20 protein-coding genes are annotated in these 24,556 nt (G+C 62.0%); 9 read left to right on the top strand and 11 right to left on the bottom strand.

The window, feature by feature from the left end; translation table 11 throughout:
- Positions 1–39: 39 nt before the first annotated feature.
- The gene (locus ACQZ5H_RS23045; protein ID WP_449099102.1) at positions 40–1,449 is read right to left on the bottom strand and encodes a helix-turn-helix domain-containing protein; all 1,410 of its coding nucleotides are present in this window, start codon (positions 1,447–1,449) and stop codon (positions 40–42) included.
- 159 nt (positions 1,450–1,608) lie between these two features.
- On the opposite strand from ACQZ5H_RS23045, the gene aceA reads away from it, so the two are divergent.
- From aceA to ACQZ5H_RS23060, 3 genes are all read left to right on the top strand, one after another.
- Positions 1,609–2,898, top strand: a complete 1,290-nt coding sequence (aceA, locus tag ACQZ5H_RS23050) for an isocitrate lyase (protein WP_449099103.1) — start codon at positions 1,609–1,611, stop codon at positions 2,896–2,898.
- 23 nt (positions 2,899–2,921) lie between these two features.
- Complete coding sequence (locus tag ACQZ5H_RS23055; protein ID WP_112713198.1) at positions 2,922–3,158, top strand: SMc00767 family acetate metabolism repressor; 237 nt, start codon at positions 2,922–2,924, stop codon at positions 3,156–3,158.
- A 106-nt stretch (positions 3,159–3,264) separates the two neighbouring features.
- Positions 3,265–4,341, top strand: a complete 1,077-nt coding sequence (locus tag ACQZ5H_RS23060) for a helix-turn-helix transcriptional regulator (protein WP_449099104.1) — start codon at positions 3,265–3,267, stop codon at positions 4,339–4,341.
- 1 nt (position 4,342) lies between these two features.
- On the opposite strand, the gene ACQZ5H_RS23065 is transcribed toward ACQZ5H_RS23060, so the two are convergent.
- A complete protein-coding gene (locus tag ACQZ5H_RS23065) occupies positions 4,343–5,212 on the bottom strand; it encodes a LysR family transcriptional regulator (RefSeq protein WP_449099105.1) in 870 nt (289 codons plus the stop codon).
- Between the two features lie 89 nt (positions 5,213–5,301).
- On the opposite strand from ACQZ5H_RS23065, the gene ACQZ5H_RS23070 reads away from it, so the two are divergent.
- Positions 5,302–5,535, top strand: coding sequence for a hypothetical protein (locus ACQZ5H_RS23070; RefSeq protein ID WP_449099106.1), 234 nt, complete (start codon positions 5,302–5,304; stop codon positions 5,533–5,535).
- Here the strand turns inward: ACQZ5H_RS23070 and ACQZ5H_RS23075 are convergent.
- The 4 genes from ACQZ5H_RS23075 to ACQZ5H_RS23090 all read right to left on the bottom strand — a co-directional run bounded on the left by ACQZ5H_RS23075 (position 5,508) and on the right by ACQZ5H_RS23090 (position 11,894).
- Entirely contained in the window at positions 5,508–7,352 is a 1,845-nt protein-coding gene (locus ACQZ5H_RS23075) for a methyl-accepting chemotaxis protein (RefSeq protein ID WP_449099107.1), read from the bottom strand. The genes ACQZ5H_RS23070 and ACQZ5H_RS23075 overlap by 28 nt on opposite strands.
- Before the next feature lie 251 nt (positions 7,353–7,603).
- Entirely contained in the window at positions 7,604–10,132 is a 2,529-nt protein-coding gene (locus ACQZ5H_RS23080; protein ID WP_449099108.1) for a methyl-accepting chemotaxis protein, read from the bottom strand.
- A gap of 285 nt (positions 10,133–10,417) precedes the next feature.
- On the bottom strand, positions 10,418–10,561 hold the full coding sequence (locus ACQZ5H_RS23085) for a hypothetical protein (protein ID WP_449099109.1): 144 nt from the start codon (positions 10,559–10,561) through the stop codon (positions 10,418–10,420).
- Positions 10,562–10,712: 151 nt separating this feature from the next.
- Positions 10,713–11,894, bottom strand: coding sequence for an NAD(P)/FAD-dependent oxidoreductase (locus tag ACQZ5H_RS23090; protein WP_449099110.1), 1,182 nt, complete (start codon positions 11,892–11,894; stop codon positions 10,713–10,715).
- Between the two features lie 126 nt (positions 11,895–12,020).
- Here ACQZ5H_RS23090 and ACQZ5H_RS23095 point away from each other — a divergent pair, with 126 nt between their 5' ends.
- The 5 genes from ACQZ5H_RS23095 to edd all read left to right on the top strand — a co-directional run bounded on the left by ACQZ5H_RS23095 (position 12,021) and on the right by edd (position 18,976).
- Positions 12,021–13,457 carry a glutamine synthetase family protein gene (locus ACQZ5H_RS23095; protein WP_413710998.1) on the top strand — a complete coding sequence of 479 codons (1,437 nt, stop codon included), beginning with the start codon at positions 12,021–12,023 and terminating at the stop codon, positions 13,455–13,457.
- Between the two features lie 13 nt (positions 13,458–13,470).
- Positions 13,471–14,769 (top strand): NAD(P)/FAD-dependent oxidoreductase, encoded by a 1,299-nt coding sequence (locus tag ACQZ5H_RS23100; RefSeq protein WP_449099111.1) that lies wholly within the window; start codon positions 13,471–13,473, stop codon positions 14,767–14,769.
- A gap of 135 nt (positions 14,770–14,904) precedes the next feature.
- Entirely contained in the window at positions 14,905–16,380 is a 1,476-nt protein-coding gene (gene zwf / locus ACQZ5H_RS23105) for a glucose-6-phosphate dehydrogenase (RefSeq protein ID WP_449099112.1), read from the top strand.
- An 11-nt stretch (positions 16,381–16,391) separates the two neighbouring features.
- Positions 16,392–17,090: a 6-phosphogluconolactonase gene (gene pgl, locus ACQZ5H_RS23110; RefSeq protein WP_112713218.1), complete on the top strand. Its 699-nt coding sequence runs from the start codon at positions 16,392–16,394 to the stop codon at positions 17,088–17,090.
- A 65-nt stretch (positions 17,091–17,155) separates the two neighbouring features.
- On the top strand, positions 17,156–18,976 hold the full coding sequence (gene edd / locus ACQZ5H_RS23115; RefSeq protein ID WP_203429572.1) for a phosphogluconate dehydratase: 1,821 nt from the start codon (positions 17,156–17,158) through the stop codon (positions 18,974–18,976).
- A gap of 56 nt (positions 18,977–19,032) precedes the next feature.
- Here edd and ACQZ5H_RS23120 read toward each other — a convergent pair whose 3' ends face one another.
- The 5 genes from ACQZ5H_RS23120 to ACQZ5H_RS23140 form a co-directional block, all read right to left on the bottom strand.
- Positions 19,033–19,386 carry a hypothetical protein gene (locus ACQZ5H_RS23120; protein ID WP_112713222.1) on the bottom strand — a complete coding sequence of 118 codons (354 nt, stop codon included), beginning with the start codon at positions 19,384–19,386 and terminating at the stop codon, positions 19,033–19,035.
- 175 nt (positions 19,387–19,561) lie between these two features.
- A complete protein-coding gene (locus ACQZ5H_RS23125; protein WP_112713224.1) occupies positions 19,562–20,650 on the bottom strand; it encodes an ABC transporter ATP-binding protein in 1,089 nt (362 codons plus the stop codon).
- Positions 20,651–20,670: 20 nt separating this feature from the next.
- A complete protein-coding gene (bglA, locus tag ACQZ5H_RS23130; RefSeq protein WP_449099113.1) occupies positions 20,671–22,323 on the bottom strand; it encodes a beta-galactosidase BglA in 1,653 nt (550 codons plus the stop codon).
- A 35-nt stretch (positions 22,324–22,358) separates the two neighbouring features.
- Positions 22,359–23,522: a carbohydrate ABC transporter permease gene (locus tag ACQZ5H_RS23135; RefSeq protein ID WP_112713228.1), complete on the bottom strand. Its 1,164-nt coding sequence runs from the start codon at positions 23,520–23,522 to the stop codon at positions 22,359–22,361.
- Between the two features lies 1 nt (position 23,523).
- On the bottom strand, positions 23,524–24,537 hold the full coding sequence (locus tag ACQZ5H_RS23140; protein WP_130279045.1) for a carbohydrate ABC transporter permease: 1,014 nt from the start codon (positions 24,535–24,537) through the stop codon (positions 23,524–23,526).
- Positions 24,538–24,556 lie beyond the last annotated feature (19 nt).

Here is a 24,556-nt window from a genome sequence, read left to right on the forward strand (position 1 = left end):
GACAAGCGCAAAATCCTGCGCTCTCAATGATTTCAACTATCACTGAAAATCAAAGGCGCTAAGACCGGCCACCATCTCGTCTAGCCCAAGCGGGCGAGTGACCGGCGGCTCGGCGCGGGCAAGACAGCCCTTTCGTTCACAAAGGCGGCAGGCCGGGCCAATTGCAACTGCATGTGGCGAAGATGACGCCGCCAGGGCGTAGACGGTCGCATCCCTGAACTGGGCGTCGCAGGCAATGAGCAGCGCAGTGCGCCTGACCCTCTCGCCGAAGGGGGCTGCCGGGCCTTCCAGCGTTCGTGCGATCGTCAGAAAGGTACTGCCATCCGGCGTCTCGACGGTTTCCGCCAGGATCTGGCCGGGCTGCAGGAAGGCGGCGTGAATATTGAGCTTGGGACAGCCGCCGCCGAAGCGAGCCTGCGGGAAGCCCGACGCCCCTGCCCGGCGCAGACGGTTTCCGGCCGCATCGATCTCCATCAGGAAGAATGGCACGGCGCTGTTCGACGGCCGCTGCAGCATGGTGAGCCGGGCCGCCGCCTGGCCGAAGGAACAGCCGAAGCGGCTACGCAGCAGATCGATGTCGTAGCGCACGGATTTCGCCGCCGTCAGGAAGGCCTCGTAAGGCATCATCAGCGCCAGTGCGGCAGCGCGGGCGAGCTCGAAGCGGGCGATGCGCTGGGCTTCCGGCGTCGACAGGGCGAGCCCTTCCAGCTCCTTGCCGATCGCCGCCTTCAGCGCGAGCGTTGCGGCCTCGATGGCGATCTCCTGCAGCTGGTCCTGCGGCGACAGGCGTTCGGAGAGGAAAAGCCGCATGGAGTGGCGATCGAAGCGGCGGCGCAGATCCGGCATGACATGGACAGGCAGGACGCGCACGGTAATGCCGCGCTCCTTCTGCAGCCAATCCCGAAGCACCTGCTGCAGATCGCCAGAGGGAAGCGTCATGAAGAACTGTTCGGCGGCATCCTCGAGGACGGCGAAATAGGCCGGGCGCCGCTCCAGCGCGTCGCGCACCTCGTCGGCCGGAAGGCGCGCTCCGGCAGCGGGGACCTGCGCCCCGTCAGCCATCAGCGCACTGAGATCCGAAAGCCGGGCAGCCTGTTCGCGGTAGGCGCGGTAGAGCTTCACCATGCCGCTCGCCGCATTGGGCGCAGCGTCCGATATCTCCACCAGTTCCTGATCGCCGGGAAGCTCGCCCGACAGCAGCGGGTCGGCGAAGACTTCGCGCAGTTCGGCGAGGTTATTGCCCTGCTCGCTCTGGAGCTCATCGAGATCAACCTTGTAGACCGAGGCAAGCTTCAACAGCAGCTGAACGGTGAGCGGCCGTTGGTTGCGTTCGATCAGGTTCAGATAGGACGGCGAGATGCCGAGGGCTTCGGCCATCGCCGTCTGCGTGACGCCGAGGCCATTGCGCATGCGCCTGACTTTCGGTCCGGCAAAGATCTTCCGTTCCATATCGATGCCTTTTACAAAATTTTACAAATTGACAAAGCCAGCTTGTAAATCTTGCGCCAATATAACCTCTTTCTCAGGCACTTAAGCAAGTCTTTTCTGGCTTTTGACGGCGATCTTGTAAATTCTGTCACACAAGCAATCGAGCTGAAGGAGGATATTGTGACTGAGTTTGACAAGCTGATCCGCAACGCACCGGCTGGCCGTTTCGACGGCATTGAGCGTCCCTATTCCGCAGAGGACGTCAGACGGCTGCGCGGTTCCGTGGAGATCAGCCACTCGCTGGCGGAAATGGGTGCTGCGAGGCTCTGGGAGCTCCTGCACCGCGACGATTTCGTCAATGCGCTCGGCGCTCTCTCCGGCAATCAGGCCATGCAGATGGTCCGCGCCGGTCTGAAGGCGATCTACCTCTCTGGCTGGCAGGTCGCGGCAGACGCCAATACCGCCTCGGCGATGTATCCAGACCAGTCGCTCTATCCCGCCAATGCCGGGCCGGAGCTTGCCAAGCGCATCAACCGCACGCTCCAGCGCGCCGACCAGATCGAGACCTCTGAAGGCAAGGGCCTCTCTGTCGAGAACTGGTTTGCGCCAATCGTTGCCGATGCCGAGGCCGGTTTCGGCGGGCCACTCAACGCCTTCGAGATCATGAAGGCGTATATCGAGGCGGGCGTTGCTGGCGTCCATTTCGAGGATCAGCTGGCGTCGGAAAAGAAGTGCGGCCATCTCGGCGGCAAGGTTCTGATCCCGACGGCAGCGCATATCCGCAACCTCAACGCCGCGCGTCTGGCAGCCGATGTCATGGGCGTTTCGACGCTGGTGATTGCGCGCACGGATGCCGAGGCAGCAAAGCTTCTGACTTCCGATATCGACGAGCGCGACCAGCCCTTCGTCGATTACGATGCCGGGCGCACCGTCGAGGGCTTCTATCAGGTCCGCAACGGGTTGGAGCCCTGCATTGCCCGCGCGGTCGCCTATGCGCCCTATTGCGATCTGATCTGGTGCGAGACGTCGAAGCCCGATCTCGATCAGGCGCGGCGCTTTGCCGAAGGCGTGCACAAGGTGCACCCGGGCAAGTTGCTTGCCTATAACTGCTCGCCGTCCTTCAACTGGCGCAAAAACCTGGACGAGGCGACGATCGCCAGGTTCCAGCGCGAACTCGGCGCCATGGGCTACAAGTTCCAGTTCATCACGCTTGCCGGCTTCCATCAGCTGAACTTCGGCATGTTCGAGCTGGCGCGCGGCTACAAGAGCCGACAGATGGCCGCCTATTCCGAGCTGCAGCAGGCGGAGTTCGCCGCCGAGGTCAACGGCTACACCGCGACCAAGCATCAGCGCGAAGTCGGCACCGGCTATTTCGATGCCGTATCGCTTGCCATCACCGGCGGCCTGTCCTCGACGACCGCGATGAGGGAATCGACCGAACACGCACAGTTCAAGCCCGCAGCGGAATGACCGCGCAACAGGAGGAGAAGACAATGGCTTCCATCTCACGTGTCCGCGAACGCGCGGAAGAGCAGTCCTCGACGATGACGCCGGACCAGCAGAGCATGATCCGCATGCTCGCCAACGATCTGCACCGGCTCAATCAGTCTGTCATGAAGGCGGTTGAATCCGGTATTTCGGTAGAGCTTGTCCGGTCCGCCCGCCATCACGGCGGCGACGGCAACTGGGGCGATCTGATGATCCCGGTTGTCGTTGCCAACCGCACCTAAAGAGGCAGAAGGCGCCGGGAAAACCGGCGCCTTCTGCGTCATTTGACGCAATTGTCAGTCCCAGCAAAGGCGAGCATAATATCATCAAGCTCTTATGGGACGTCATATGCCTGCAACAATACGCGCGGACGTGCAGTCCCTGACCGATATGGTCTATGGGGCACTGCTCGGGGAAACCAGCTGGCAGGATTTTCTGGATACGCTGAACACGCGCATGCCGGATGGAAAGTCGACGCTCTTTTTTCATGATGCGGTTCTCGGCGCCGGCGGGCTGTCGCTTTCATCCGGTCTCGAAGACGCTGCCGCGAAAGCCTACAACACCCATTTCAGTACCGTGAACCCATGGATGGCGAAGGCCGCCGTCCGACCCGTCGGGCTCGGCGTCATCGCCGATCAGATGCTGCCGCATGAAGAGCTGCTGAAAACAGAATTCTATCACGACTACCTGCGCAGCATCGGCTGCCGCAGCAGCATCGGCGTGACGATCATGCGGGAGAAGGGGCGGTCCTTCAATCTCTCGACGCTGACCTCGAGCACCGACGCCGGCTATAACCGCGCCAACGCCCAGGTGCTGACCGAGCTTGCCCCGCATCTGCGTCGGGCATTCGATTACCTGCGCCGCGAGCGAAGCAACGAGGCCGGCGGCAAGCCGCTGCTCGATGCGATCGGTGTCGGGCTGATCTATCTCGGCGAGGAGCGCAAGGTGCGCTCGATGAACACCGCGGCGCAGATGATGCTGACGGAGGGATGCGGCATCAGCGTGACCCCGACCGGGCGGCTGAATGTCAACGATGCCAATGTCAACGAGCAGCTGCGCGCCACCGGCCGCTCCCGCGAGCCGCTACAGCCGGTTTGCAGCGGGCGCATCGGCAACATCAAATACACGCTGGTACGGCTGCAGTCCGATTTCATGAGCGAGTTCCTGCAGGAGCCGACCTCGGCGCTGATCATCGAGCGCTCCGGCGGCATCTGCGCCCATCTGAACGACAGGCTGAGCGGCAACGAGCACCTGACGGCCGCCGAACTGCGCATCGCCTCGTCGATCGCCAGCGGGCTGTCGCTGCGCGATACCGCCAAGCTGAACGACATCAGCTACGAGACGGCGCGCTCGCACCTGAAAAACATCTTTTCCAAGCTCGGCGTCAACAGCCAGGTGGCCTTGGTACGAAGGCTGATACCGTGAGCTAGCTGCGGCTGGCGCGCTTGCCGGCGAAAAGATCGGAATAGCTTTTCAGCAATCTGGTCATGCGATCGGCAACGGCGCGGATTTCCGGCCGGTGGCGGTCTTCGTTGTTCATGACGATCCACTGGCGATGTTTGAGCTCCGGGATCTCGCCGCCGAGCCGCTGAAGCTCCGGATCGAGATCGCCGACGAAACACGGAAGCACCGCCCTGCCCGCCCCGGCGCGCACCAGATCCGGCAGCGACCGCGGCCGGTTGACGGTGGCGGCGATCGAGCCGGACACATTGCGATAGGGCCAGCGCAGATAGCCGGAGATCGCCTCGTCCTCGGCAACGGCCACCCATTGCTCCGCAGCCTCAGCAGCGTTGCGCCTGACATAAACGGCGTACGCGACCTCGCCGAGCAGACGGGCGGCAAGGTTTGCCTCGTCGGGCTCGAAAGCGCGGATGCCGATATCGCTCTCCCGGTAGGAAAGATTGGCGCGGGTTTCGCCGATCGTCAGCGAGATGGCAAAGCTATCGCCGGACATGCGGATCGCCGAGAAATTCTCGGTCAGCAGCCAGGCAACCCAGGTTCCCGCCGCAACCCTTACCGTCGCTCCGCCCTCGGCCGACTGGCGCCAGGCATCGACCTTGCGGGCGGCGGCCTCCATCTCCTGCAGGTGGTCGAGGAGAGCCTGACCATCCGGCGTCAGTCGGTAACCGGTCTGGCTGCGCAGGAAGAGCGTGCGGCCGGTTTCTTGCTCGAGCTCCAGCATGCGGCGGCCGACGGTTGCCGGGCTGAGGCCACTGGTGCCGCTCGCGCCCGTGAGCCCGCCGAGACGGGCGACCTGCAGGAAAAGCTGATAGGAATCCCAAGCTGTGTTTTTCATTGGTGAAAATCGTATGCCGATTTCAGCTGTTTAAGAAGCGATTTTTGATGTGTATCTGAAGTGATGTCTTTGAAACGGAGGACATCACCATGATCGACCAGATCGCCATTGCCAGCATGCTCGGCCTCTCACGGGGCGGCCGGATTGCCTGCCGGACATCCGAAGACGAATTCTACGAGCAATATGGCGGCTCCCGCGTCATCCGCGCCGTCGCCTGGCTGACCGACATAGGCCTGAAAAGCAAAGGCCGCGCTGTCGAGGCGCGGCCCAAGGATACTCGTGTAAAGCGCGTGGATCAGGCAGCCTGCCTTGCCGGGCGGTGAGCGGCCGCACCGTTGCCGATGCGGAACTGCTGAAGCAGGCCCATCAAGGCATCGGCCTCGTCGGCAAGCTGACGGCTTGCCTGCGTCGTCTCCTCGACCATCGAGGCGTTCTTCTGGGTCATCTGGTCCATCGCGTTGACGGAGCCGTTGACTTCCTGAAGGGCTGCCGACTGATCCTGGCTTGCCGTCGCGATCGTATCGACATGCTTGCTGATGACGATGATTTCCTGGCTGATCGAGGCGAGAACATTGCCGGTCTTCTGCACCAGCTCGGAACCGACGGTGACTTCTCGGCTCGACTTCTCGATCAGACCCTTGATCTCGCGGGCGGCATCGGCGGAGCGCTGGGCCAGTTCGCGGACTTCCTGGGCGACGACGGCAAAGCCCTTGCCGGCTTCACCCGCACGCGCAGCTTCGATACCGGCGTTCAGCGCCAGAAGGTTGGTCTGGAAAGCGATGTCGTCGATGACTTCGATGATCTGCTCGATCTGCTGCGAGGCTTCCTCGATGCGGCCCATGGCGGCGACGGCATCACCGACCACAGCGCCGGAGCTGTCGGCGGTCTTCTTGGTTAGAGCCACCGTATTGTTGGCCTCGCGGGCGCGATCGGCGGATGAGCGGACGGTAACGGTGATTTCCTCGACGGCAGCAGCCGTCTCCTCAAGATTGGCGGCCTGCGCCTCGGTGCGTTTCGAGAGCTCACCGGCAGAGGCCAGCATCGCGCCGCTGTTGCGCTGGATGGCGTTGGCATTGTCGCGGATGCGGGTCAGCGTGTCCTGCAGGCGCAGCAACGAACTGTTGAAATCGACGCGCAGCTGCTCGAGGCGGCCGACGAACGGCGTCTCGATGGTTTCGGAGACATCGCCCTGCGACAGACGGCCGAGACCGGCAGCGAGCTGGTTGACGGCGAAGTCGATCTGGCCGTCGAGCGTGCGCTTTTCGGCATCGTTGCGGGTGCGCTCGGCTTCGGTCAGCGCGCGCTGCTCGGCGGCCTGCGTTTCGAGATCCAGGCGCGCCTTGGCACTATCGCGGAAGGCCGACAGCGCGCGGCCGATCTCGCCGAATTCGTTCGGCTTGTCGACGCAGGGGATCGCGCCGGAGAGATTGCCGGCAGAGATCGAATGCACCGTCTTGGTCAGCGCCTGAAGCGGGCTGACGGTACGGCGGATCGCGAAGAAGGCGAGCAGGCTGACGACCAGCATGACGGCGGCACCGGCGCCGATCACGAGGATCTGCAGATGCTGGAGGCGGGCGAAATAGACTTCCATCGGAATACCGATGAAGAGGATGCCGGTATTGGCACCGGCGGCATTCTTCACCGGGAAATAGCCGGTCATGTAGTTCTTTCCGAACAGCACTGCAGGACCGTAATAGGCGTCGCCCTTGGCGAGCACGGTCTGCGCCGGGTGATCGGCGGCGAGGTTGGTGCCGACGGCGCGGCTACCGTCTTCCTTCTTCACATTGGTGGAGACGCGGACGTAGTCGCCGCCCTGCTTGTCGAAGATCGTCGCGACACCGGCAATGGATTCGGCCGTGCGATCGACCAGCGAGTGATCGGTGAATGCGGGGATCTTTTCTTCGGTGACCGTAGAGAGCTGCGCATCCTTGACGGCGATCTTCGCGCTGTCATCGGCTGCGCCGTAGAGGATCGCCATCGTGCGGCTGGCATCCTTGGCGTCCGCCACCGCATTGTCCATGACATAGCGGCTGAGGTCATAATAGGTCACGGCAACGATCGCGCCGGTGCTGACCACAAGCAAACCGAGTGTGATGGCAACCGCCTGGCGGACGATGGATGTCGAGAAAAAGCGCAGCATAGCAATCCTCTGCAATACGAATTGCAGCTATCCTATGCGTTAAACGTTAAGGAAAATTATCCGCTAATTATCTGAAAACGCTGTAATAACTTGTATAAATATGACTATTCGTCAGCATCTTTTCGAACATCGGTAGAAAATCAGTGGCGTCGCGATCGAAACACAACCTTTGCGCCCATATTTCAGGCATGCTGCACAAACAGAAACGGCGCCTTGTGGCGCCGTTCTCATAGTCTGAATTTTCGCTGGTCTCAGGCGGCGCGATAGTAGGTCGCGTGCGTTTCACCGTCGATCTTGAACTGCTGCACGAGGGCCAGCAGGCTGTCGGCCTGCGAGGCGAGCTCGCGGCTGGCGGCGGTCGTTTCTTCCACCATCGCAGCGTTCTGCTGGGTCATCTGGTCCATCGAGTTGACGGTCGAGTTGACTTCCTGCAGGGCGCCCGACTGGTCGTGGCTGGCGCGGGCGATCATTTCGACATGCTGGCTGATGGTGACGATCTGAGCGCTGATCTTCGCGAGCACCGTGCCGGTTTCCTGGACGGACTGCGAACCGGAGCTGACCTCGGTGGTCGACTTGTTGATCAGGCCCTTGATCTCCTGCGCGGCAGCGGCGGAGCGCTGGGCGAGCTCACGGACTTCCATGGCGACGACGGCAAAGCCCTTGCCCGCTTCACCGGCACGCGCGGCTTCGATACCGGCGTTGAGGGCGAGCAGGTTGGTCTGGAAGGCGATCTCGTCGATGACGCCGATGATCTGCTCGATCTGGCGCGATGCATCCTCGATACGGCCCATGGCGTCGATCGCCTTGCCGACGACGGTCGCCGAGTCATCGGCGCTGCGCTTGGCCTGGCGGACGATCTGGTCGGCATCCTTGGCGCGTTCGGCAGACGAACGGACGGTGACGGTGATCTCGTCGACGGCGGCAGCGGTTTCTTCGAGAGAAGCGGCCTGCTGTTCCGTACGCTTGGCGAGATCCTCGGCCGACTGGGCCATCTGGTTGCCGTTGCCCTGGATCATCTGCACGTTGTCGCGGATCTGGCTCATCGTTGCCTGGAGGCGGAGCATCGAGCCGTTGAAGTCTTCACGCAGCTGCTCGAGGCGGCCAATGAAAGGCGTGTCGATAGTCGTGGAGATATCGCCCTGCGACATGCGCTCGAGGCCGGCGGCGAGTTCGTTGACCGCATACTCGATCTGGCGATCCATCTCGCGCTTTTCGGCATCGTTGCGCTGGCGCTCGTGCTCGGCGGCCTGGCGCTCCTCGTCGCTCTGCTCCTCGATGCGGATCTTGGAGATTGCGTTTTCCTTGAAGATGCCCAGTGCACGGGCCATGTCGCCGATTTCGTCGAAGCGCTGCTCACCGGAAATGCTGGTGTCGAGCGCGCCGTCTGCGATGCGGCGCATTGCGGCGGTGATCTGGCCGATCGGGCGCTGCAGGGTCAGAACCAGGGCGATACCGCCGATGATCGAGACCAGGATGCCGAGGCCGGTGGTGCCGACGGAGATGCTGTTGGCCTGATCGCGCTCGGCGCCGGCCGTCTGCTTCTGCAGTTCGGCGAAGCTCGTCAGCTGGCCCCAGACACTGTCGAGCTCCTGGCGGGCAGCGGCATAGTCGGCAACGCGCTGGTTGATGACGTCAACGAGGCTCTGTGCGTCCTTGTCCATCGAGACCAGTGCCGGATTAATCGCAGCGATGATGTCGCTGGCGAAATCCATGCCCTTGGCGCTGGCCTGCAGGGTGTTCAGCATGGTGTTGAGGGTGGCGATTTCCTGGTTCAGGCGAACGCGGTTCTCCTTGCTCGGCTTGGCGCTGAAATCGGCCAGAACGAGCTGGAGCGAGTAGATCGAAGTTTCCAGGCGACGGGTGTCTTCCAGAACCGAGTTGGTCTGGGCGATACGGCTGTCGAGCTGGACGAAGGTGGTGGTGGCTTCGCGCATCATCTGCGTTGCCGTCAGCTGCGTGTAGGTCGACATCTGGCGGAAGCGCGACACGAGGCGGCCGAGATTGGCGACGCCATCATCGGTGCCGGCATCGGGTGCGGCAGCCTGGGTCTTCAGGTCGCTGATGGTCTGGGCCATCGACTGCGTCATGCTCTTCTGGTTCTGCGGAACCGAGATTTCGATCATGCGCTGGGCCTTGATGATCGACGGCAGCGCCGTGGTCACCACCTTCAGCTTGTCGGCAGGAAGCTGCGCCTTGCTGAAATCGTTCATGGCCGTCGCCAGCGTGTCGCCACCCTTGAGCAGACGGTCGGCGGCGCGCAGCGTTGCGGTCGCGTTGCCTTCGTCGGTGCGCACACTCTCTTCGAGCTGGCGGGCGTCATAGCTGACGTTGAAGCGGTTGGTGATCATCACCTTCTGGGAGTCTTCGATCTGCTGGCGCAGCGTGACTTCCTGCTCATGCAGCGTCCAGAGCTTGCCGACAGTGCCCGAGATGGCGCTGGTGCCATCGATCGCGGCCTGCAGGTTCTCGCGGCCGGCATTCTCGCCGATCTGCGACAGCGTGGAATTCAGCGTCTGGCCCTGCGTCTTGATATCCGTATAGAGCTTGTCGCGAGCCTGCTCATTGGTGTTCTGCAGGAAGTCGTCCATCGAACCGTAGAGATCCTTGAAGCCGCTGAGCGACTGCAGGATGCTGTTCGAAATCTCCATGCGCCCTTGCAGCATGCCCGAGGCATAAAGCCCGGTAAGGCCGACGGCCGAGATGGCGACGACGAAAGGCAGAACGAAGATCAACACCTTCGTCTTGATCTTGAAGCGCGACAGGATCTTATCAATGAACATGGCTATACCGGCCTTCCATACACCACTCCTCCCACCGGCTGCTGTTGCGGCGCCGGCCGAGTGCATCGAGCTGACTTTTTGGAATAATGGGAAACCCGAGGGCTCAGGCGGCAGTCATTGCCAAGTCATCGCCGCGCGAACGGGATGCCCATAGTTTCAGCAAGTGTGACAGAAGAGATATTAATTTTCGGATAAGCCAAATCGTTTGAAATCGTACTTATGGCCACCCGTAAGCGGCTGGCACAAAAGGGCTAGCCGCTATTTATATGACAATTGCGGGAATGGTCAGATGGTGTGGGCGATCAGAAGCGCGATAATCGCGGCAGTTGCACCGGTGGCCAACATGAGAAAGCGGAGCGTCGCAAGCTTGCTGTCAGGCTTTGCCTGGGCGATTGCGATGGCGCGAGCGCGGCGTGTGTTCCTATTCATGTAAAGGACCTCACTTTCTCAATACTGTAACAATCCATCAAAATGGCTGTCCGGTAAAGCTTTAAATGGGCAGCTTGTTCCATGGACACCATTGGGACACGATGGCGCACCCGGCTTAAGAAGTCTTGAATCTATTGATCCGGATTCGACCCTATAAGGATTCACCTGCCGCAAAGCCCGAGGCCCAGGCCCATTGGAAGTTATAGCCGCCGAGCCAGCCGGTAACATCGACGCATTCGCCGATAAAATAGAGACCGGGAACGGCCTTCGCTTCCATCGTCTTGGAGTCAAGCGCCGATGTATCGATGCCGCCGAGCGTCACTTCCGCCGTGCGGTATCCTTCGGAACCCGAAGGTTTGACGGTCCAGTTCTGCGCGGCATCGGCAAGCCTTGAAAGCGCCTTGTCGGAGAGGTCGGCCATGTTGCCGGAGATGCCTTCGCGCTCGGTCAGATACTGCGCCAGTCGCTTCGGCAGGATTTCCGCCAGCGCCGTCTGCGCCGACTGGCGGCCGTTCGTCTGTTTGGCTCTCTTCAGATGCTGGAGCAGATCGACATCGGGTTCGATATCGACGGTAACCCCCTCGCCTTCGCGCCAGTAGGACGAAATCTGCAGGATGGCCGGACCACTGAGGCCGCGATGGGTGAAAAGCAGCGCTTCCCGGAATGCCGTCTTGCCGTGACGGATTTCTGCGGGGGCGGCGATGCCCGAGAGTGGCGCGATCGCTTCCAGCAGGACGGGATCGAGCGTCAGCGGCACGAGGCCCGGGCGGGTTTCGGTCATGGCGAGACCGAACTGCTCGGCGATGCGATAGGCAAAGCCGGTGGCGCCCATTTTCGGGATCGACTTGCCGCCGGTGGCGATGACCAGCGAGGCGCAGTCATAGGCGCCTTCCGATGTGCTGACGCGAAAGCCGCCATCGGTCTTCTCGATGCCGGTAATCTCGGTGCGCAGCTGCCATTCGGCACCGGCCGACCGCATCTCGTCGAGCAGCATGTGGATGATGTCCTTGGCGCTGTCGTCGCAGAAGAGCTGGCCGAGGGTCTTCTCGTGCCAGGCGATCTTGTGGCGATCGACCATGGCAACGAAATCGGCGGGGGTGAAGCGGGCGAGCGCCGACTTGCAGAAATGCGGATTGGCCGAGAGGAAATTCTTCGGACCGGCATGGATATTGGTGAAGTTGCAGCGGCCGCCGCCGGAAATACGGATCTTCTCGCCCGGCGTCTTGGCGTGATCGAGGACGAGCACGGAGCGGCCGCGCTGACCGGCGCGAATGGCGCACATCATGCCGGCCGCACCCGCGCCGATGACGATCACATCGCTTTTTTCTGCCACGCCCCGATCCTTCTCTGAACGGCGTCTTCTTTTTCTATCAAATGGCGAAAGTCAACGTCTCTACCCCCCTCGCCAATTGCCAAACTCTGGTTATGATGGCCTTCCGATCAACGTAACCGGTGTGTCATGTCTCCAAAAAAGACGACGCTTAAGCCTGCCAAGAACGTCCGCCCCACCATCAAGACTCCCCCTGACCCCGGGTCGTCGCGCGGCGTAGCGAATTGGAAGGAAGCGGCACAGTGGCTACGGGCACGCGGCATCGAAGACATCGAATGCATCACTCCCGACCTTGCCGGGGTTCCGCGCGGCAAGATGATGCCGACATCGAAATTCACCTCCAACACCTCGCTCGCGTTGCCGTCGGCGATTTACCGTCACACGATCTCGGGCGCCTATCCCGAGGAGACCGAAAGCTTCCGCTACGAGCCGCGCGACAGCGACCTGAAGCTGGTGCCCGACCTTTCGACGCTGTCGGTGGTGCCGTGGGAAACCGATCCGACGGCGCAGGTCATCTGCGATATCGTCAATTCCGATGGTGCCGAGGTGTCCTACACGCCGCGCAACGTCTTGAAGCGCATCATGGGGCTCTACAGCGCCCGCGGCTGGAAGCCGGTCGTCGCGCCTGAAATCGAGTTCTATCTGGTCGCTACCAATGATGACCCGGATTATCCGCTGCATCCGCCGAAGGGCCGTTCGGGCCGTTCGATCCTCGGCGGTCAGGGCTATTCGATCGCCGGGATCAACGAGTTCGACGAACTGATCGACGACATCTATCACTTCTCGGAAAAGCAGGGTCTCGAGATCGACACGCTGATCCATGAAGAGGGTCCGGCGCAGCTCGAAATCAACCTGCGCCACGGCAACCCAATCGAGCTTGCCGACCAGGTGTTCATGTTCAAGCGCACGATCCGCGAGGCGGCGCTGAAGCACGGCATCTACGCCACCTTCATGGCCAAGCCGATGCAGGGCCAGCCGGGTTCGGCGATGCACATTCACCAGTCGGTGGTGCATGAGGGAACCGGCAAGAACATCTTCTCCAATCCGGATGGTTCGCCGTCGAAGGAGTTCTTCCACTTCATCGGCGGCATGCAGAAATACGTGCCGAGCGCGCTGGCGATGCTGGCGCCCTACGTGAATTCCTACCGCCGCCTGGCACCGAACATGTCCTGCCCTGTCAACAACGCCTGGGGCTACGACAACCGCACAACCGCCTTCCGCGTTCCGGTTTCGGATCCGCAGGCGCGGCGCGTCGAGAACCGGCTGCCGAGCTCGGATGCCAATCCGTATCTGGCGCTTGCCGCATCGCTGGCATCGGGTCTGCTCGGTATCACCAAGCAGATCGAGCCGACCGCGCCGACCGAAGATTCCGCCAACGAGGGGTCGATCGACCTGCCGCGCGGCCTGCTGGAAGCGATCGCGCTGATGGAAGATGAACCGGCCTTCGAAGAAGTGTTCGGCGAGGAGTTCATCGGGATCTATGCCGGCGTCAAGCGCGGCGAGTTCGAGACCTTCATGGAAGTGATCAGCCCCTGGGAGCGCGAGTTCCTGTTGCTCAACGTGTGAGGAGGCGTTCCTCATGGCTGTGAAGCAAGACTGGCAGAGCCCCATCGCGCCCGGCGTTTCCTGGTATCAGGCGACGGCGGGCGAGCGGGCGACCTATCCGGAACTTGACGGATCGAAGACATGTGACGTCGCCATCGTCGGCGGCGGCTATACCGGGCTGCAGGCGGCGTACAATCTCGCCAAGGCGGGGGTCTCGGTCGTATTGATCGACGCCAACCGCTTCGGCGACGGCGCATCCGGCCGAAACGGCGGTCAACTCGGCACCGGCCAGCGCTGGTGGCCGGAGGAACTCGAAGAGAAGATCGGCTACGAGCGCTCCAGGGCGCTGTTCGATCTGGCGGAAGGGGCAAAGAAGCACCTCCTCGATTTCGCCAGCGAACACCAGATCGACATCGAGTTCATGCCCGGGCAGATCAACGTGGCGCACAAGGAGAGCTACAAGCGCTCCTATATCGAAAACGCCGAGATCGCAGCCACTCGCTACGACTATCCGCATGTCCAGTTCATGGACAGGCAGGAGACGCAGGAACGGCTGGGTTCGACGCGTTATCACTGCGGCGTGCGCGACACCGGCACCGGGCATATCCACCCGCTGAAGCTGCTGATCGGACTTGCCCGGGTCGCAGCCAATGCGGGCGCGCAGGTCTTCGAGATGACGCCGGCAAGTGCCGTGCGCAACGAAGGCGGCAAGGTAAAGATCGATACGCCGAAGGGGACGATCACCGCAGACAAGGCGCTGATTGCCTGCAACGGCTATATCGGCAATCTTGAACCGGTCACCGCAAGCCATGTGATGCCGATCCGCTCGTTCATCGGCGCGACGGCACCGCTCGACAGCTTTCCCTCGGTAATTCCAGGCAGCGAGGCGGTGGCGGACTCGCGCTTCGTGGTGCGCTACTTCCGCAAATCCAGGGATGGCCGGCTGCTATTCGGTGGGCGCGAGGCCTATACGGCGGATAACCCGCGCGACATTTCCGACCATATCCGCCGGCAGATCACCGAGATCTATCCTGCTCTCAAGGATGTCGAGATCACCCATGCCTGGGGCGGCTCTGTCGGGATCACCCTGCCGCGGCAGCCGTTCGTGCGCGAAGTGATGCCAAATGTCACATCGATCGGCGGTTATTCCGGCCACGGCGTCATGCTGTCAAATTACTGCGGCAAACTTTATGCAGAAACAGTGCTTGGAAAATCCGCCGATCTCGATCTCTTCAAGGAGCTCGATATCCCGGCTTTTCCAGGCGGTGCGGCAATGCGTGCCCCACTGCTGTTTCTAGCCTTGTCCTGGTTCGCGCTGCGCGACAAGTTTTAGGGCGATTGCGGGATTTCCTCTCGGGTCAATTCGCTTTAAAACCGGGACCCGAGAGATTCATTGCATCGCACACTGGCTTTTTTAAATCGATTAGATTAAAACGGCCGCCAACCAGACTGATTGAGAGAAAAGCTCATGAGCAGCCAAATCATTCCCGTTGAACCCTTTGACTATGTCGTCTTCGGCGGCAGTGGCGATCTCGCCGAGCGCAAGCTTCTGCCGGCGCTCTATCACCGCCAGATCGAGGGCCAGTTCACCGAGCCGACCCGCATCATCGGCGCTTCGCGCAGCCCGCTGACCGACGAGGAATACCGCAAATTCGCCCAGGAAGCTCTCAAGGAGCACCTGAAGAAGGGCGAGTATGACGAGGCTGAAGTCGAGAAGTTCTGCAAGCGCCTGCACTATGTATCGGTCGACGCCCGCTCCGACGGCGGCTGGGACAAGCTGAAGAAGCTGCTCGACGACGGCAAGGATCGCGTTCGCGCCTTCTATCTCGCCGTTGCCCCGGGCATTTTCGGCGACATCTCGCAGAAGATTCACGAGCACAAGCTGATCACCAAGTCGACGCGCATCGTCGTCGAGAAGCCGATCGGCCGCGACCTCGCCTCGGCACTGTCGTTGAACGACACGATCGGCAAGGTCTTCAAGGAAGAGCAGATCTTCCGCATCGACCACTATCTCGGCAAGGAAACCGTGCAGAACCTGATGGCGCTGCGCTTTGCCAACGCCCTCTACGAGCCGCTGTGGAACGCCAACTATATCGACCACGTGCAGATCACCGTGGCTGAAGCCGTCGGCCTCGAAGGCCGCGCCGGTTACTACGACACGGCTGGCGCGCTGCGCGACATGGTGCAGAACCACATCCTGCAGCTGCTCTGCCTGACGGCGATGGAAGTTCCCTCCTCGATGGATTCCGAAGCCGTTCGCGACGAGAAGCTCAAGGTGCTGCGCGCCCTGAAGCCGATCGACGCCTCGAATGTCGAGCAGTTCACCGTTCGCGGCCAGTACCGCGCCGGCGCTTCGGCGAGCGGTCCGGTCAAGGGCTATCTCGAAGAGCTGGAAGGCGGCGTTTCCAACACGGAAACCTTCGTCGCGATCAAGGCCGAGATCAACAACTGGCGCTGGGCCGGCGTTCCCTTCTTCATCCGCACCGGCAAGCGTCTTGCCGGCCGCATGTCGGAGATCGTCATCACCTTCAAGTCGATCCCGCACTCGGTCTTCGACCAGTCTGCCGGCCGTATCAGCCAGAACCAGCTGATCATCCGCCTGCAGCCGGACGAAGGCGTCAAGCAGTCGCTGATGATCAAGGATCCGGGCCCGGGCGGCATGCGCCTGCGCAACGTTTCGCTCGACATGAGCTTTGCGGAAGCGTTCCATGTCCGTAACCCGGATGCTTACGAGCGCCTGCTGATGGACGTCATCCGCTCCAACCAGACGCTGTTCATGCGCCGCGACGAAGTCGAGGCGGCATGGGACTGGGTCGACCCGATCCTGAAAGGCTGGGAATCCACCGGCCAGCTGGTTCAGGGTTACACCGCAGGCACCTGGGGCCCGAGCCAGGCTATCGCGCTGATCGAGCGCGACGGCCGCACCTGGCACGACAACATCTAGGATCAACAGCGATGGCAGCGACCATGCATGCTTTTGCCAATGCCGCGGAACTGGCCGCCAACCTTGCAGACAAGGTAGCGGACACGCTTTCCAAGGCGATCGCAGCGAAGGGAACGGCCACTATCGCCGTTTCCGGCGGCTCCACGCCGAAGGCCTTCTTCCAGGCGCTTTCGACGCGGGACCTCGACTGGCCGAAGGTGACGATCACGCTCGTCGACGAGCGTTTCGTGCCTGCGACCAGCGACCGCTCCAACCATCTGCTGGTTGCCAGCAACCTGCTGCAGAACAAGGCAAAAGCGGCGCGGTTCCTGCCGCTGTTCCACGACACGGGCTCCGCGGAAACGGCCGCGAAGCTTGCCGCCGCGGAGACGGCATCGATCGGCAACCCTTTCGATATCGTCATCCTCGGCATGGGCGGCGACGGACATACGGCTTCGTTCTTCCCCGGCGGCAACAACCTGGCCGTTGCTCTGGATCCGAAGACACCGCGCGGCATCATCACCATGGAAGCGCAGGATGCGGGCGAACCGCGCCTGACCTTCACTTTCTCCAGCCTTCAGGACGCCAAGCTCCTGGTGCTTCATATCGAAGGCCAGGGCAAGAAGGACGTGCTGACGAAGGCTGAAGGCGCCGGAGACGAGGCAGAGATGCCGATCCGGGCCGTGCTGCGGCGGGCGGCGACGCCTGTCGATATCTACTGGGCTCCGTAATACCAAGCCTTCGGGCCGAGCCGCGAACATACAATTTGAACAGCAACCAAGGCAGGATAACTCCCATGTCCGCTAACGCACGCATTTCTGCGATCACGTCCCGCATTGTCGAGAGATCAAAACCGACGCGCGAGCGATATCTGGAGCGCCTGCGCGGCGCGGCATCGAAGGGTGCCGTCCGGTCTATCCTCGGCTGCGCCAACCTTGCGCACGGCTTCGCGGTCTGTTCCCCCGCCGAAAAGGACGCGCTCGCCGGCGACCGCGTTCCAAACCTCGGCATCATCACCGCGTATAACGACATGCTCTCGGCGCATCAGCCGTTCGAGACCTATCCGGCGATCATTCGCGAAGCAGCGGCCGAAGCCGGCGGTATCGCCCAGGTCGCGGGCGGCGTGCCTGCCATGTGCGATGGTGTTACCCAGGGACAGCCGGGCATGGAGCTCTCGTTATTCTCGCGCGACCTGATCGCCATGTCGGCGGGTGTCGGCCTGTCGCATAACATGTTCGATGCGGCGCTGTTCCTCGGCGTCTGCGACAAGATCGTTCCGGGCCTCGTCATCGCCGCCCTCTCCTTCGGCCACCTGCCGTCGATCTTCGTGCCCGCGGGCCCAATGACGACGGGCTTGCCGAACGACGAGAAGTCGCGCGTGCGCCAGCTCTATGCCGAAGGCAAGGTCGGCCGCGCCGAGCTGCTGGAAGCAGAATCCAAGTCCTATCACGGCCCGGGCACCTGCACCTTCTACGGCACCGCCAATTCGAACCAGATGCTGATGGAGATCATGGGCTTCCATCTGCCGGGTTCGTCCTTCATCAACCCCGGCACGCCGCTGCGCGAAGCGCTGACTCGTGAAGCCGCGAAGCGTGCGCTGGCGATCACCGCGCTCGGCAACGAATTCACGCCTGCCGGCGAGATGATCGACGAACGCTCTGTCGTCAACGGCGTCGTCGGCCTGCATGCGACGGGCGGCTCGACGAACCATACGCTGCATCTCGTGGCGATGGCGCGTGCCGCCGGCATTCAGCTGACCTGGCAGGATATTGCCGAGCTCTCGGAAGAGATCCCGCTGCTGGCCCGCGTCTATCCGAACGGTCTTGCCGACGTGAACCACTTCCACGCGGCAGGCGGCATGGGCTTCCTGATCAAGGAACTGCTGAAGCAGGGCATGCTGCATGATGACGTGCGCACAGTCGCCGGTCAGGGTCTCGAGGCCTATACGATCGACGCCCGGCTCGGCGAGAACAACACCGTCGTGCGCGAGCCCTCCCCTGAGAAGAGCCACGATCCGAAGGTGCTCGCCAGCATCGAGACGCCGTTCCAGGCGAATGGCGGCCTGAAGATGCTGCGCGGCAATCTCGGCAAGGCGGTCATCAAGATCTCCGCCGTCAAGCCGGAGCGCCACATCATCGAGGCACCGGCGATCGTCTTCCACAGCCAGCAGGAGCTGCAAGACGCCTTCAAGGAAGGCAAGCTCAACCGCGATTTCGTCGCCGTCGTGCGCTTCCAGGGCCCGAAGGCGAACGGCATGCCTGAGCTGCACAAGCTGACGCCGCCGCTCGGCGTGCTGCAGGACCGCGGCTTCCGCGTGGCGCTGCTGACCGACGGGCGCATGTCCGGCGCGTCGGGCAAGGTTCCGGCCGCCATCCACGTCACCCCCGAGGCTGTCGAGGGCGGCCCGATCGCGCGCATCAAGGATGGCGATATCATCCGTCTCGACGCGATCCGCGGCACGCTGGAAGTGCTCGTCGATGCCGCGACCATGGCAGAGCGCGAGCCGGTGACGGCCGATCTCTCCGAAAACGAATATGGCATGGGCCGCGAGCTGTTCGCGCCCTTCCGCCGGGCGGTCGGTGCTTCCGACCACGGGGCGAGCGTCCTCTTCCACTGAAACGAAAAAAGCCCGCGAGACGATCGCGGGCTTTTTCTTTCGTGCCTTGCAGCCGATCAGCCGCGTACGTCGAGAACGTAGTCGCGATGGGCGGGATGCGTGCTGTAGACGAAGATCTTGTTCAGCTCCTTCTGCGTCAGCAGGCGCAGGAAGCGGACTTCGACGGTGTTGTTGGCATTCACCCGCATCAGCATGCAGCCGACCTTGGTGATGCGGGCGTCCGGAATATCCAGATAGAACTGCTTCGGCAGATTGAACTGCGTCAGGATGGCGAGAACCGCCGAGCTCATGGAAATGCGGATGATATCGCAACGGCGCGAGGCCATGTGCATGACGCCCTTCTCGGTATATTCGAGACGCGCCGCGTTCATCGTGTCCTCCATTTTGAACCGCTGTTCGCGGTCGTACATGAAGGATTCTTCCTTATTCAAAAAATGCCCAGATGGCGATGGATTGGCAATACCCAAGACCTTAACCCCACTCAATACAATGGGGGAATGCTAGCAGCCGGGACTTAACAGAAGGTATTGGAGAGACACGTTTGGGGGCTTGTTTTCAAAGCCCCCAAATTTGGCCGCGACATCCTCAGCGGCGATAGGTGCGGCCTTCGGCATCGAAGAGATGCAGCTTCTGGCGATCGGCCGAGAACCGCATCTTCTGACCCTTCTTGATGTCGATGGTGCCGGGCAGCTTGACGATGATCGGTTCGCCCTGAACGAGGCCTTCGATATAAAGCAGCGTCACTTCGCCGAGCGCTTCGACGATCGAGACTTCGCCCTCGAACAGATAGTCGTCGCCCGAGGCGATGATCAAATCCTCGGGGCGCACACCGAAGCTTGCCGACTTGCCCTTCTCCGACGCCGCCGTTGCGATATCGAGCGTGACCGACTTGCCGCCGGTGAGCGTCACCGTCGTGGCGCTACCAGCCTCGGCAACGACAGCCGGGATAATGTTCATGGCCGGCGAGCCGATGAACTTGGCGACGAAGAGGTTTGCCGGGCGCTCGTAGAGTTCGAGCGGGGCGCCGACCTGTTCGATATGGCCGGCTGAGAGAACGACGATGCGGTCCGCCAGCGTCATCGCCTCGACCTGGTCGTGGGTGACGTAGATCATCGTCGTATCGGCCATCTGCTCGTTCAGACGGGCGATCTCGATACGGGTTGCGACGCGAAGGGCCGCGTCGAGGTTTGACAGCGGCTCGTCGAAGAGGAAGACCTTCGGGTTGCGGCAGATGGCGCGGCCGATGGCGACGCGCTGGCGCTGACCACCGGAGAGCGCCTTCGGGAGGCGGTCGAGATATTTGGTGAGCTGCAGGCTTTCGGCAGCGGCACGCACGCGACGGTCGATCTCCTGCTTGCTCTCGCCGGCGATCTTCATGCCGAAGGCCATGTTGTCGAAGACCGTCATGTGCGGGTAGAGCGCGTAGGACTGGAAGACCATGGCGATGCCGCGCTTCGACGGCGGCACGTCATTGACGTGCTGGCCGTCGATGTACATGTCGCCGCCGGTGATGTTCTCGAGGCCGGCAATCATGCGCAGCAGCGTGGACTTGCCGCAGCCGGAAGGACCGACGAAAACGATGAACTCGCCCTGATTGATCTCAAGGTCGATGCCGTGGAGCACGTCCACGGAACCGTATGACTTGCGAATTTCCTTAAGCGACAGTCCTGTCATCAGTGCCTCCCTCTGATTTCTTAGGCGAGCCGGGCGAAATATGCGCCCCACGCCGGAATATCTATCTTCCCACCGTAGTTATTGCTGGTGAAGCCGTGACCCGTCAACGCCTGCCAGTTGCCCTCGGGCAGCGCCACGGCGGTTTCGGCAGCGCCCATATTGAAAACGCAAAGCAGCTTCTCGTTTCCATACTCGCGCATGAAGATCAGCGCGTCGCCCTGCGGTTCGGCAAAGGCGATCTCGCCCTTGGCGAAGGCCGGGAACTGCTTGCGGAAGGCGAGGAAGCGGCGGTAATGCTCCAGCACCGAGTTCTCGTCACCCTGCTGAACGCTGACGGCGCGCAGGATGTGTTCGACCGGAACCGGCAGCCACGGCTTGACCGTGGAGAAACCGCCCTGGGCGACCTGGCTATCCCAGACCATCGGCGTCCGGCAGCCGTCGCGACCCTTGAATTCCGGCCAGAACTGGATGCCGTAGGGATCCTGCAGATCCTGATAGGCGAGGTCGGCTTCGGTGAGGCCGAGTTCTTCGCCCTGATAGAGGCAGACAGAACCGCGCAGCGTCATCAACAGCGATGCATATTGCTTGGCGAAGGCATCGTGATCGGAGACCAGCGAGCCCCAGCGGCTGACATGGCGCATGACGTCGTGGTTGGAGAAGGCCCAGCAGGCCCAGCCATCCGGAGCGGCACGGCCGAAGTCCTTCATCACCTCTTCGACGCGATCGGGCGAGAGCGGATCGGGCGCCAGGAACTCGAAGGCATAGCACATATGCATCTTGTCGTTTCCGGACGTGTATTCGCCGACGATCTCCAGGCCGCGCTGGCTGTCGCCGACTTCGCCGACAGCGGCAATCGCCGGAAATTCTTCGAGCACGGCGCGGAAGCGCTTCAGGAACTCGAGATTTTCAGGCCGGTTCTTGTCGTAGATATGCTCCTGGAAATTATAGGGGTTCACGGCAGGCGCAGTGGAGGCGTTGCGGCGCTCAGGCGCCAGCGCCGGGTTGTCGCGCAGCTGCTTGTCGTGGAAGTAGAAGTTGATCGTATCCAGGCGGAAGCCATCGACGCCGCGCTTCAGCCAGAAGCGGACGACATCGAGCAGGCGGTTCTGCACCTCCGGATTATGAAGGTTCATGTCCGGCTGCGAGGTCAGGAAGTTGTGCATGTAATATTGCATACGCGTCGGATCCCACGCCCATGCGGAGCCGCCGAAGATCGACAGCCAGTTGTTCGGCGGCGTGCCATCCGGCTTCGCATCCGCCCAGACATACCAGTCGGCCTTGGCATTGGTGCGGCTCGATCTGCTCTCGACGAACCAGGGATGCTGGTCCGACGAGTGCGAGATGACCAGATCGATCATGACCTTGATGCCGAGGCGATGGGCCTCGGCGATCAGCGTGTCGAAATCGACGAGCGTGCCGAAGATCGCATCGACATTCTCGTAGTCCGACACGTCGTAACCGAAGTCGCGCATCGGTGAGGTGAAGAACGGCGAGATCCAGATGGCGTCGGCGCCGAGGCTTGCGACATGCGGCAACCGGGCGGTGATGCCCTTGAGGTCGCCGATGCCGTCGCCGTTGGAGTCCTGGTAGGAGCGCGGATAGATCTGATAGATCACCGCGCCACGCCACCAGTCCTTGTCGTCAGCCAGTTGGGGTTGAGATGCCACGCTCATGTGCTTTCCTATGCGAAGTCAGGTCTTGGGATTGATCAACCACCCTTGACCGAGCCCGCCAGCAGGCCGCGCACCAGATACCGTTGCAGCGCGAAGAAGACGCAGAGCGGCACGATGATGGTGACGAAGGCCGAGGCCGTCAGGATTTCCCAGTTGCCGCCGCGCGAACCGAGGAGCGCATTCAGCGCGCCGGTTAGCACGAGGTGCTGCCTGTCGGTGCCGAGGAAAACCATGGCGACGAGCAGGTCGTTCCACACCCACAGGAACTGGAAGATCGCGAAGGACGCGAGCGCGGGGAAGGACAAGGGCAAAACGATTTTCACGAAAATCTCGAAATCGCTGGCGCCGTCGACGCGGGCGGACTCGATGATCTCCTTCGGCAGCCCCGCGATATAGGCGCGGAGCAGATAGATGGCGAGCGGCATGCCGAAGGCGGTGTGCGCCAGCCAGATGCCGGGATAGGTCTTGGACGGCGCGTCGAGCAGCATGCCGACCTGATTGTAGAGCCGCAGAAGCGGGATCAGCGACATCTGCAGCGGCACGACGATGAGGCCGACGACCAGCGCGATTAGCAGCGCGCGGCCGGGGAATTCCATCCAGCTCAGCGCATAGGCCGCGAAAGCCGCGATCAGGATCGGAATGATGGTTGCCGGGATGGTCACCGTCAGCGAGTTGATGAAGGACTGGCCGATCCCCTCGCCCGTCAAAACGGTGCGGTAATTGTCGAGGGTGAATTCCGGCGGCGTCGAGACCGCGACATAGACGCGGCGGCCGGCATCGTCATCGGTGAAGGCAGCCGGCTTGGAATAGCGGTAGCTGCCGTCGGCATTGACCTGCAGCGACAGGCCCTCGCCGAGATCGGCGGTTTCGCCGGCCTTATAGGCGGAGGGCTGCTGGACGCGGGTACCGAAGGCGGTCAGCGAATGACCTTCCTGGCCCTGCAGCAGGTTGCCCGCGATCACATAGGTCGCGCCTTCCTGTTTCTGCTGATCGACGCCGCCGACGCGGGCGGCGACGGTGCGGGTGGAACCCGCGAACGAAGTCCACCAGCCGGAAACGACGATCTGGTCCTTGTCGCGCAGCGCGCTGACGAAGATGCCGAGCGTCGGGATCAGCCAGATGATGACGATCAGGAGAACGCAGGCGTGAACGAACAGACGGGCGGGGCCGATCTTGAAGAAGCTTGCAGTCGCAGTCATCTCAGTGGCCTCCGAGTTCGCGGTTGGCGCGGCGGACGTTCCAGACCATGATCGGCGTCACGGCCAGCATGATGATCAGCGCGATGACAGCACTTCGGCCGGAATCCCCGCCTCCGCGGAACATCCAGTCGAACATCAGGTTGGCGAGCACCATGGTCTGCCACTGGCCGTTGGTCATCGTCAGAACGATGTCGAAGACCTTGAGGACGAGAATGGTGATGGTCGTCCAGACGACGGCGATCGTGCCCCAGACCTGCGGCACCATGATGCGCCAGAAAATCTGCCAGCCATTGGCGCCGTCGATGACGGCGGCCTCGATCGTCTCCTCGGGAATGCCGCGAAGGGCAGCCGAGAGGATGACCATGGCGAAACCTGTCTGGATCCAGATGAGGATGACCATCAGGAAGAAATTATTCCAGAAGGGAACCGAGATCCAGACTTCCGGCGTGCCGCCGAAGAGCTGGACGATAGCGTTCAGCAGGCCGATCTGGACGTCGTTGCCGCCGCGATATTCGTAGATGAACTTCCAGATGACCGAAGCACCGACGAAGGAGATCGCCATCGGCATGAAGACGATGCTCTTGGCGATGTTGCCCCACCAGATGCGGTCGGTCATCACGGCGATGACGAGGCCGAAGAAGGTGCAGGCGGCGGGCACAACGGCAAGCCAGAGGATGTTGTTGAAGATCGACTGGCGGAATTCGCGATCGCCCAGCGCCCACTGATAGTTGGCGAAGCCGACGAAATTGACGCCCGAGCGATCATAGAACGACAGGATCAGCGTCGCGACGACGGGATAGACGAGATAGACGACGAGCAGAAGCAGCGCCGGGCCGATGAACAGCCAGGGGCGGATCAAGCCGCGGCGATTGAGATTGCGCGATGCGGCGCGGATGTCGCCATCCTTCACCGGCAGTGCCAGATCCAAGATCTTGTTCGAGAAATAAAAGTAGGCCGAGCAGGCGAAAACCGCCACGACCACCACGCCCAAAGCGGAAACTATCTGCGATAGCATTCGTCCCTCCCCTGCTACC

It is taken from the genome of Rhizobium sp. 21-4511-3d (assembly GCF_053522545.1).

Excerpts from the sequence above, each read along its gene's own strand:
- bglA (WP_449099113.1), bottom strand. The coding sequence starts at position 22,323 with ATGAGCGTGGCATCTCAACCCCAACTGGCTGACGACAAGGACTGGTGG.
- pgl (WP_112713218.1), top strand. The coding sequence starts at position 16,392 with ATGGCAGCGACCATGCATGCTTTTGCCAATGCCGCGGAACTGGCCGCC.
- zwf (WP_449099112.1), top strand. The coding sequence starts at position 14,905 with ATGAGCAGCCAAATCATTCCCGTTGAACCCTTTGACTATGTCGTCTTC.
- ACQZ5H_RS23140 (WP_130279045.1), bottom strand. The coding sequence starts at position 24,537 with ATGCTATCGCAGATAGTTTCCGCTTTGGGCGTGGTGGTCGTGGCGGTT.
- ACQZ5H_RS23080 (WP_449099108.1), bottom strand. The coding sequence starts at position 10,132 with ATGTTCATTGATAAGATCCTGTCGCGCTTCAAGATCAAGACGAAGGTG.
- ACQZ5H_RS23135 (WP_112713228.1), bottom strand. The coding sequence starts at position 23,522 with ATGACTGCGACTGCAAGCTTCTTCAAGATCGGCCCCGCCCGTCTGTTC.
- ACQZ5H_RS23070 (WP_449099106.1), top strand. The coding sequence starts at position 5,302 with ATGATCGACCAGATCGCCATTGCCAGCATGCTCGGCCTCTCACGGGGC.
- ACQZ5H_RS23095 (WP_413710998.1), top strand. The coding sequence starts at position 12,021 with ATGTCTCCAAAAAAGACGACGCTTAAGCCTGCCAAGAACGTCCGCCCC.
- ACQZ5H_RS23075 (WP_449099107.1), bottom strand. The coding sequence starts at position 7,352 with ATGCTGCGCTTTTTCTCGACATCCATCGTCCGCCAGGCGGTTGCCATC.
- ACQZ5H_RS23045 (WP_449099102.1), bottom strand. The coding sequence starts at position 1,449 with ATGGAACGGAAGATCTTTGCCGGACCGAAAGTCAGGCGCATGCGCAAT.
- edd (WP_203429572.1), top strand. The coding sequence starts at position 17,156 with ATGTCCGCTAACGCACGCATTTCTGCGATCACGTCCCGCATTGTCGAG.
- ACQZ5H_RS23100 (WP_449099111.1), top strand. The coding sequence starts at position 13,471 with ATGGCTGTGAAGCAAGACTGGCAGAGCCCCATCGCGCCCGGCGTTTCC.
- ACQZ5H_RS23125 (WP_112713224.1), bottom strand. The coding sequence starts at position 20,650 with ATGACAGGACTGTCGCTTAAGGAAATTCGCAAGTCATACGGTTCCGTG.
- ACQZ5H_RS23120 (WP_112713222.1), bottom strand. The coding sequence starts at position 19,386 with ATGTACGACCGCGAACAGCGGTTCAAAATGGAGGACACGATGAACGCG.
- ACQZ5H_RS23065 (WP_449099105.1), bottom strand. The coding sequence starts at position 5,212 with ATGAAAAACACAGCTTGGGATTCCTATCAGCTTTTCCTGCAGGTCGCC.
- ACQZ5H_RS23060 (WP_449099104.1), top strand. The coding sequence starts at position 3,265 with ATGCCTGCAACAATACGCGCGGACGTGCAGTCCCTGACCGATATGGTC.
- ACQZ5H_RS23055 (WP_112713198.1), top strand. The coding sequence starts at position 2,922 with ATGGCTTCCATCTCACGTGTCCGCGAACGCGCGGAAGAGCAGTCCTCG.
- ACQZ5H_RS23085 (WP_449099109.1), bottom strand. The coding sequence starts at position 10,561 with ATGAATAGGAACACACGCCGCGCTCGCGCCATCGCAATCGCCCAGGCA.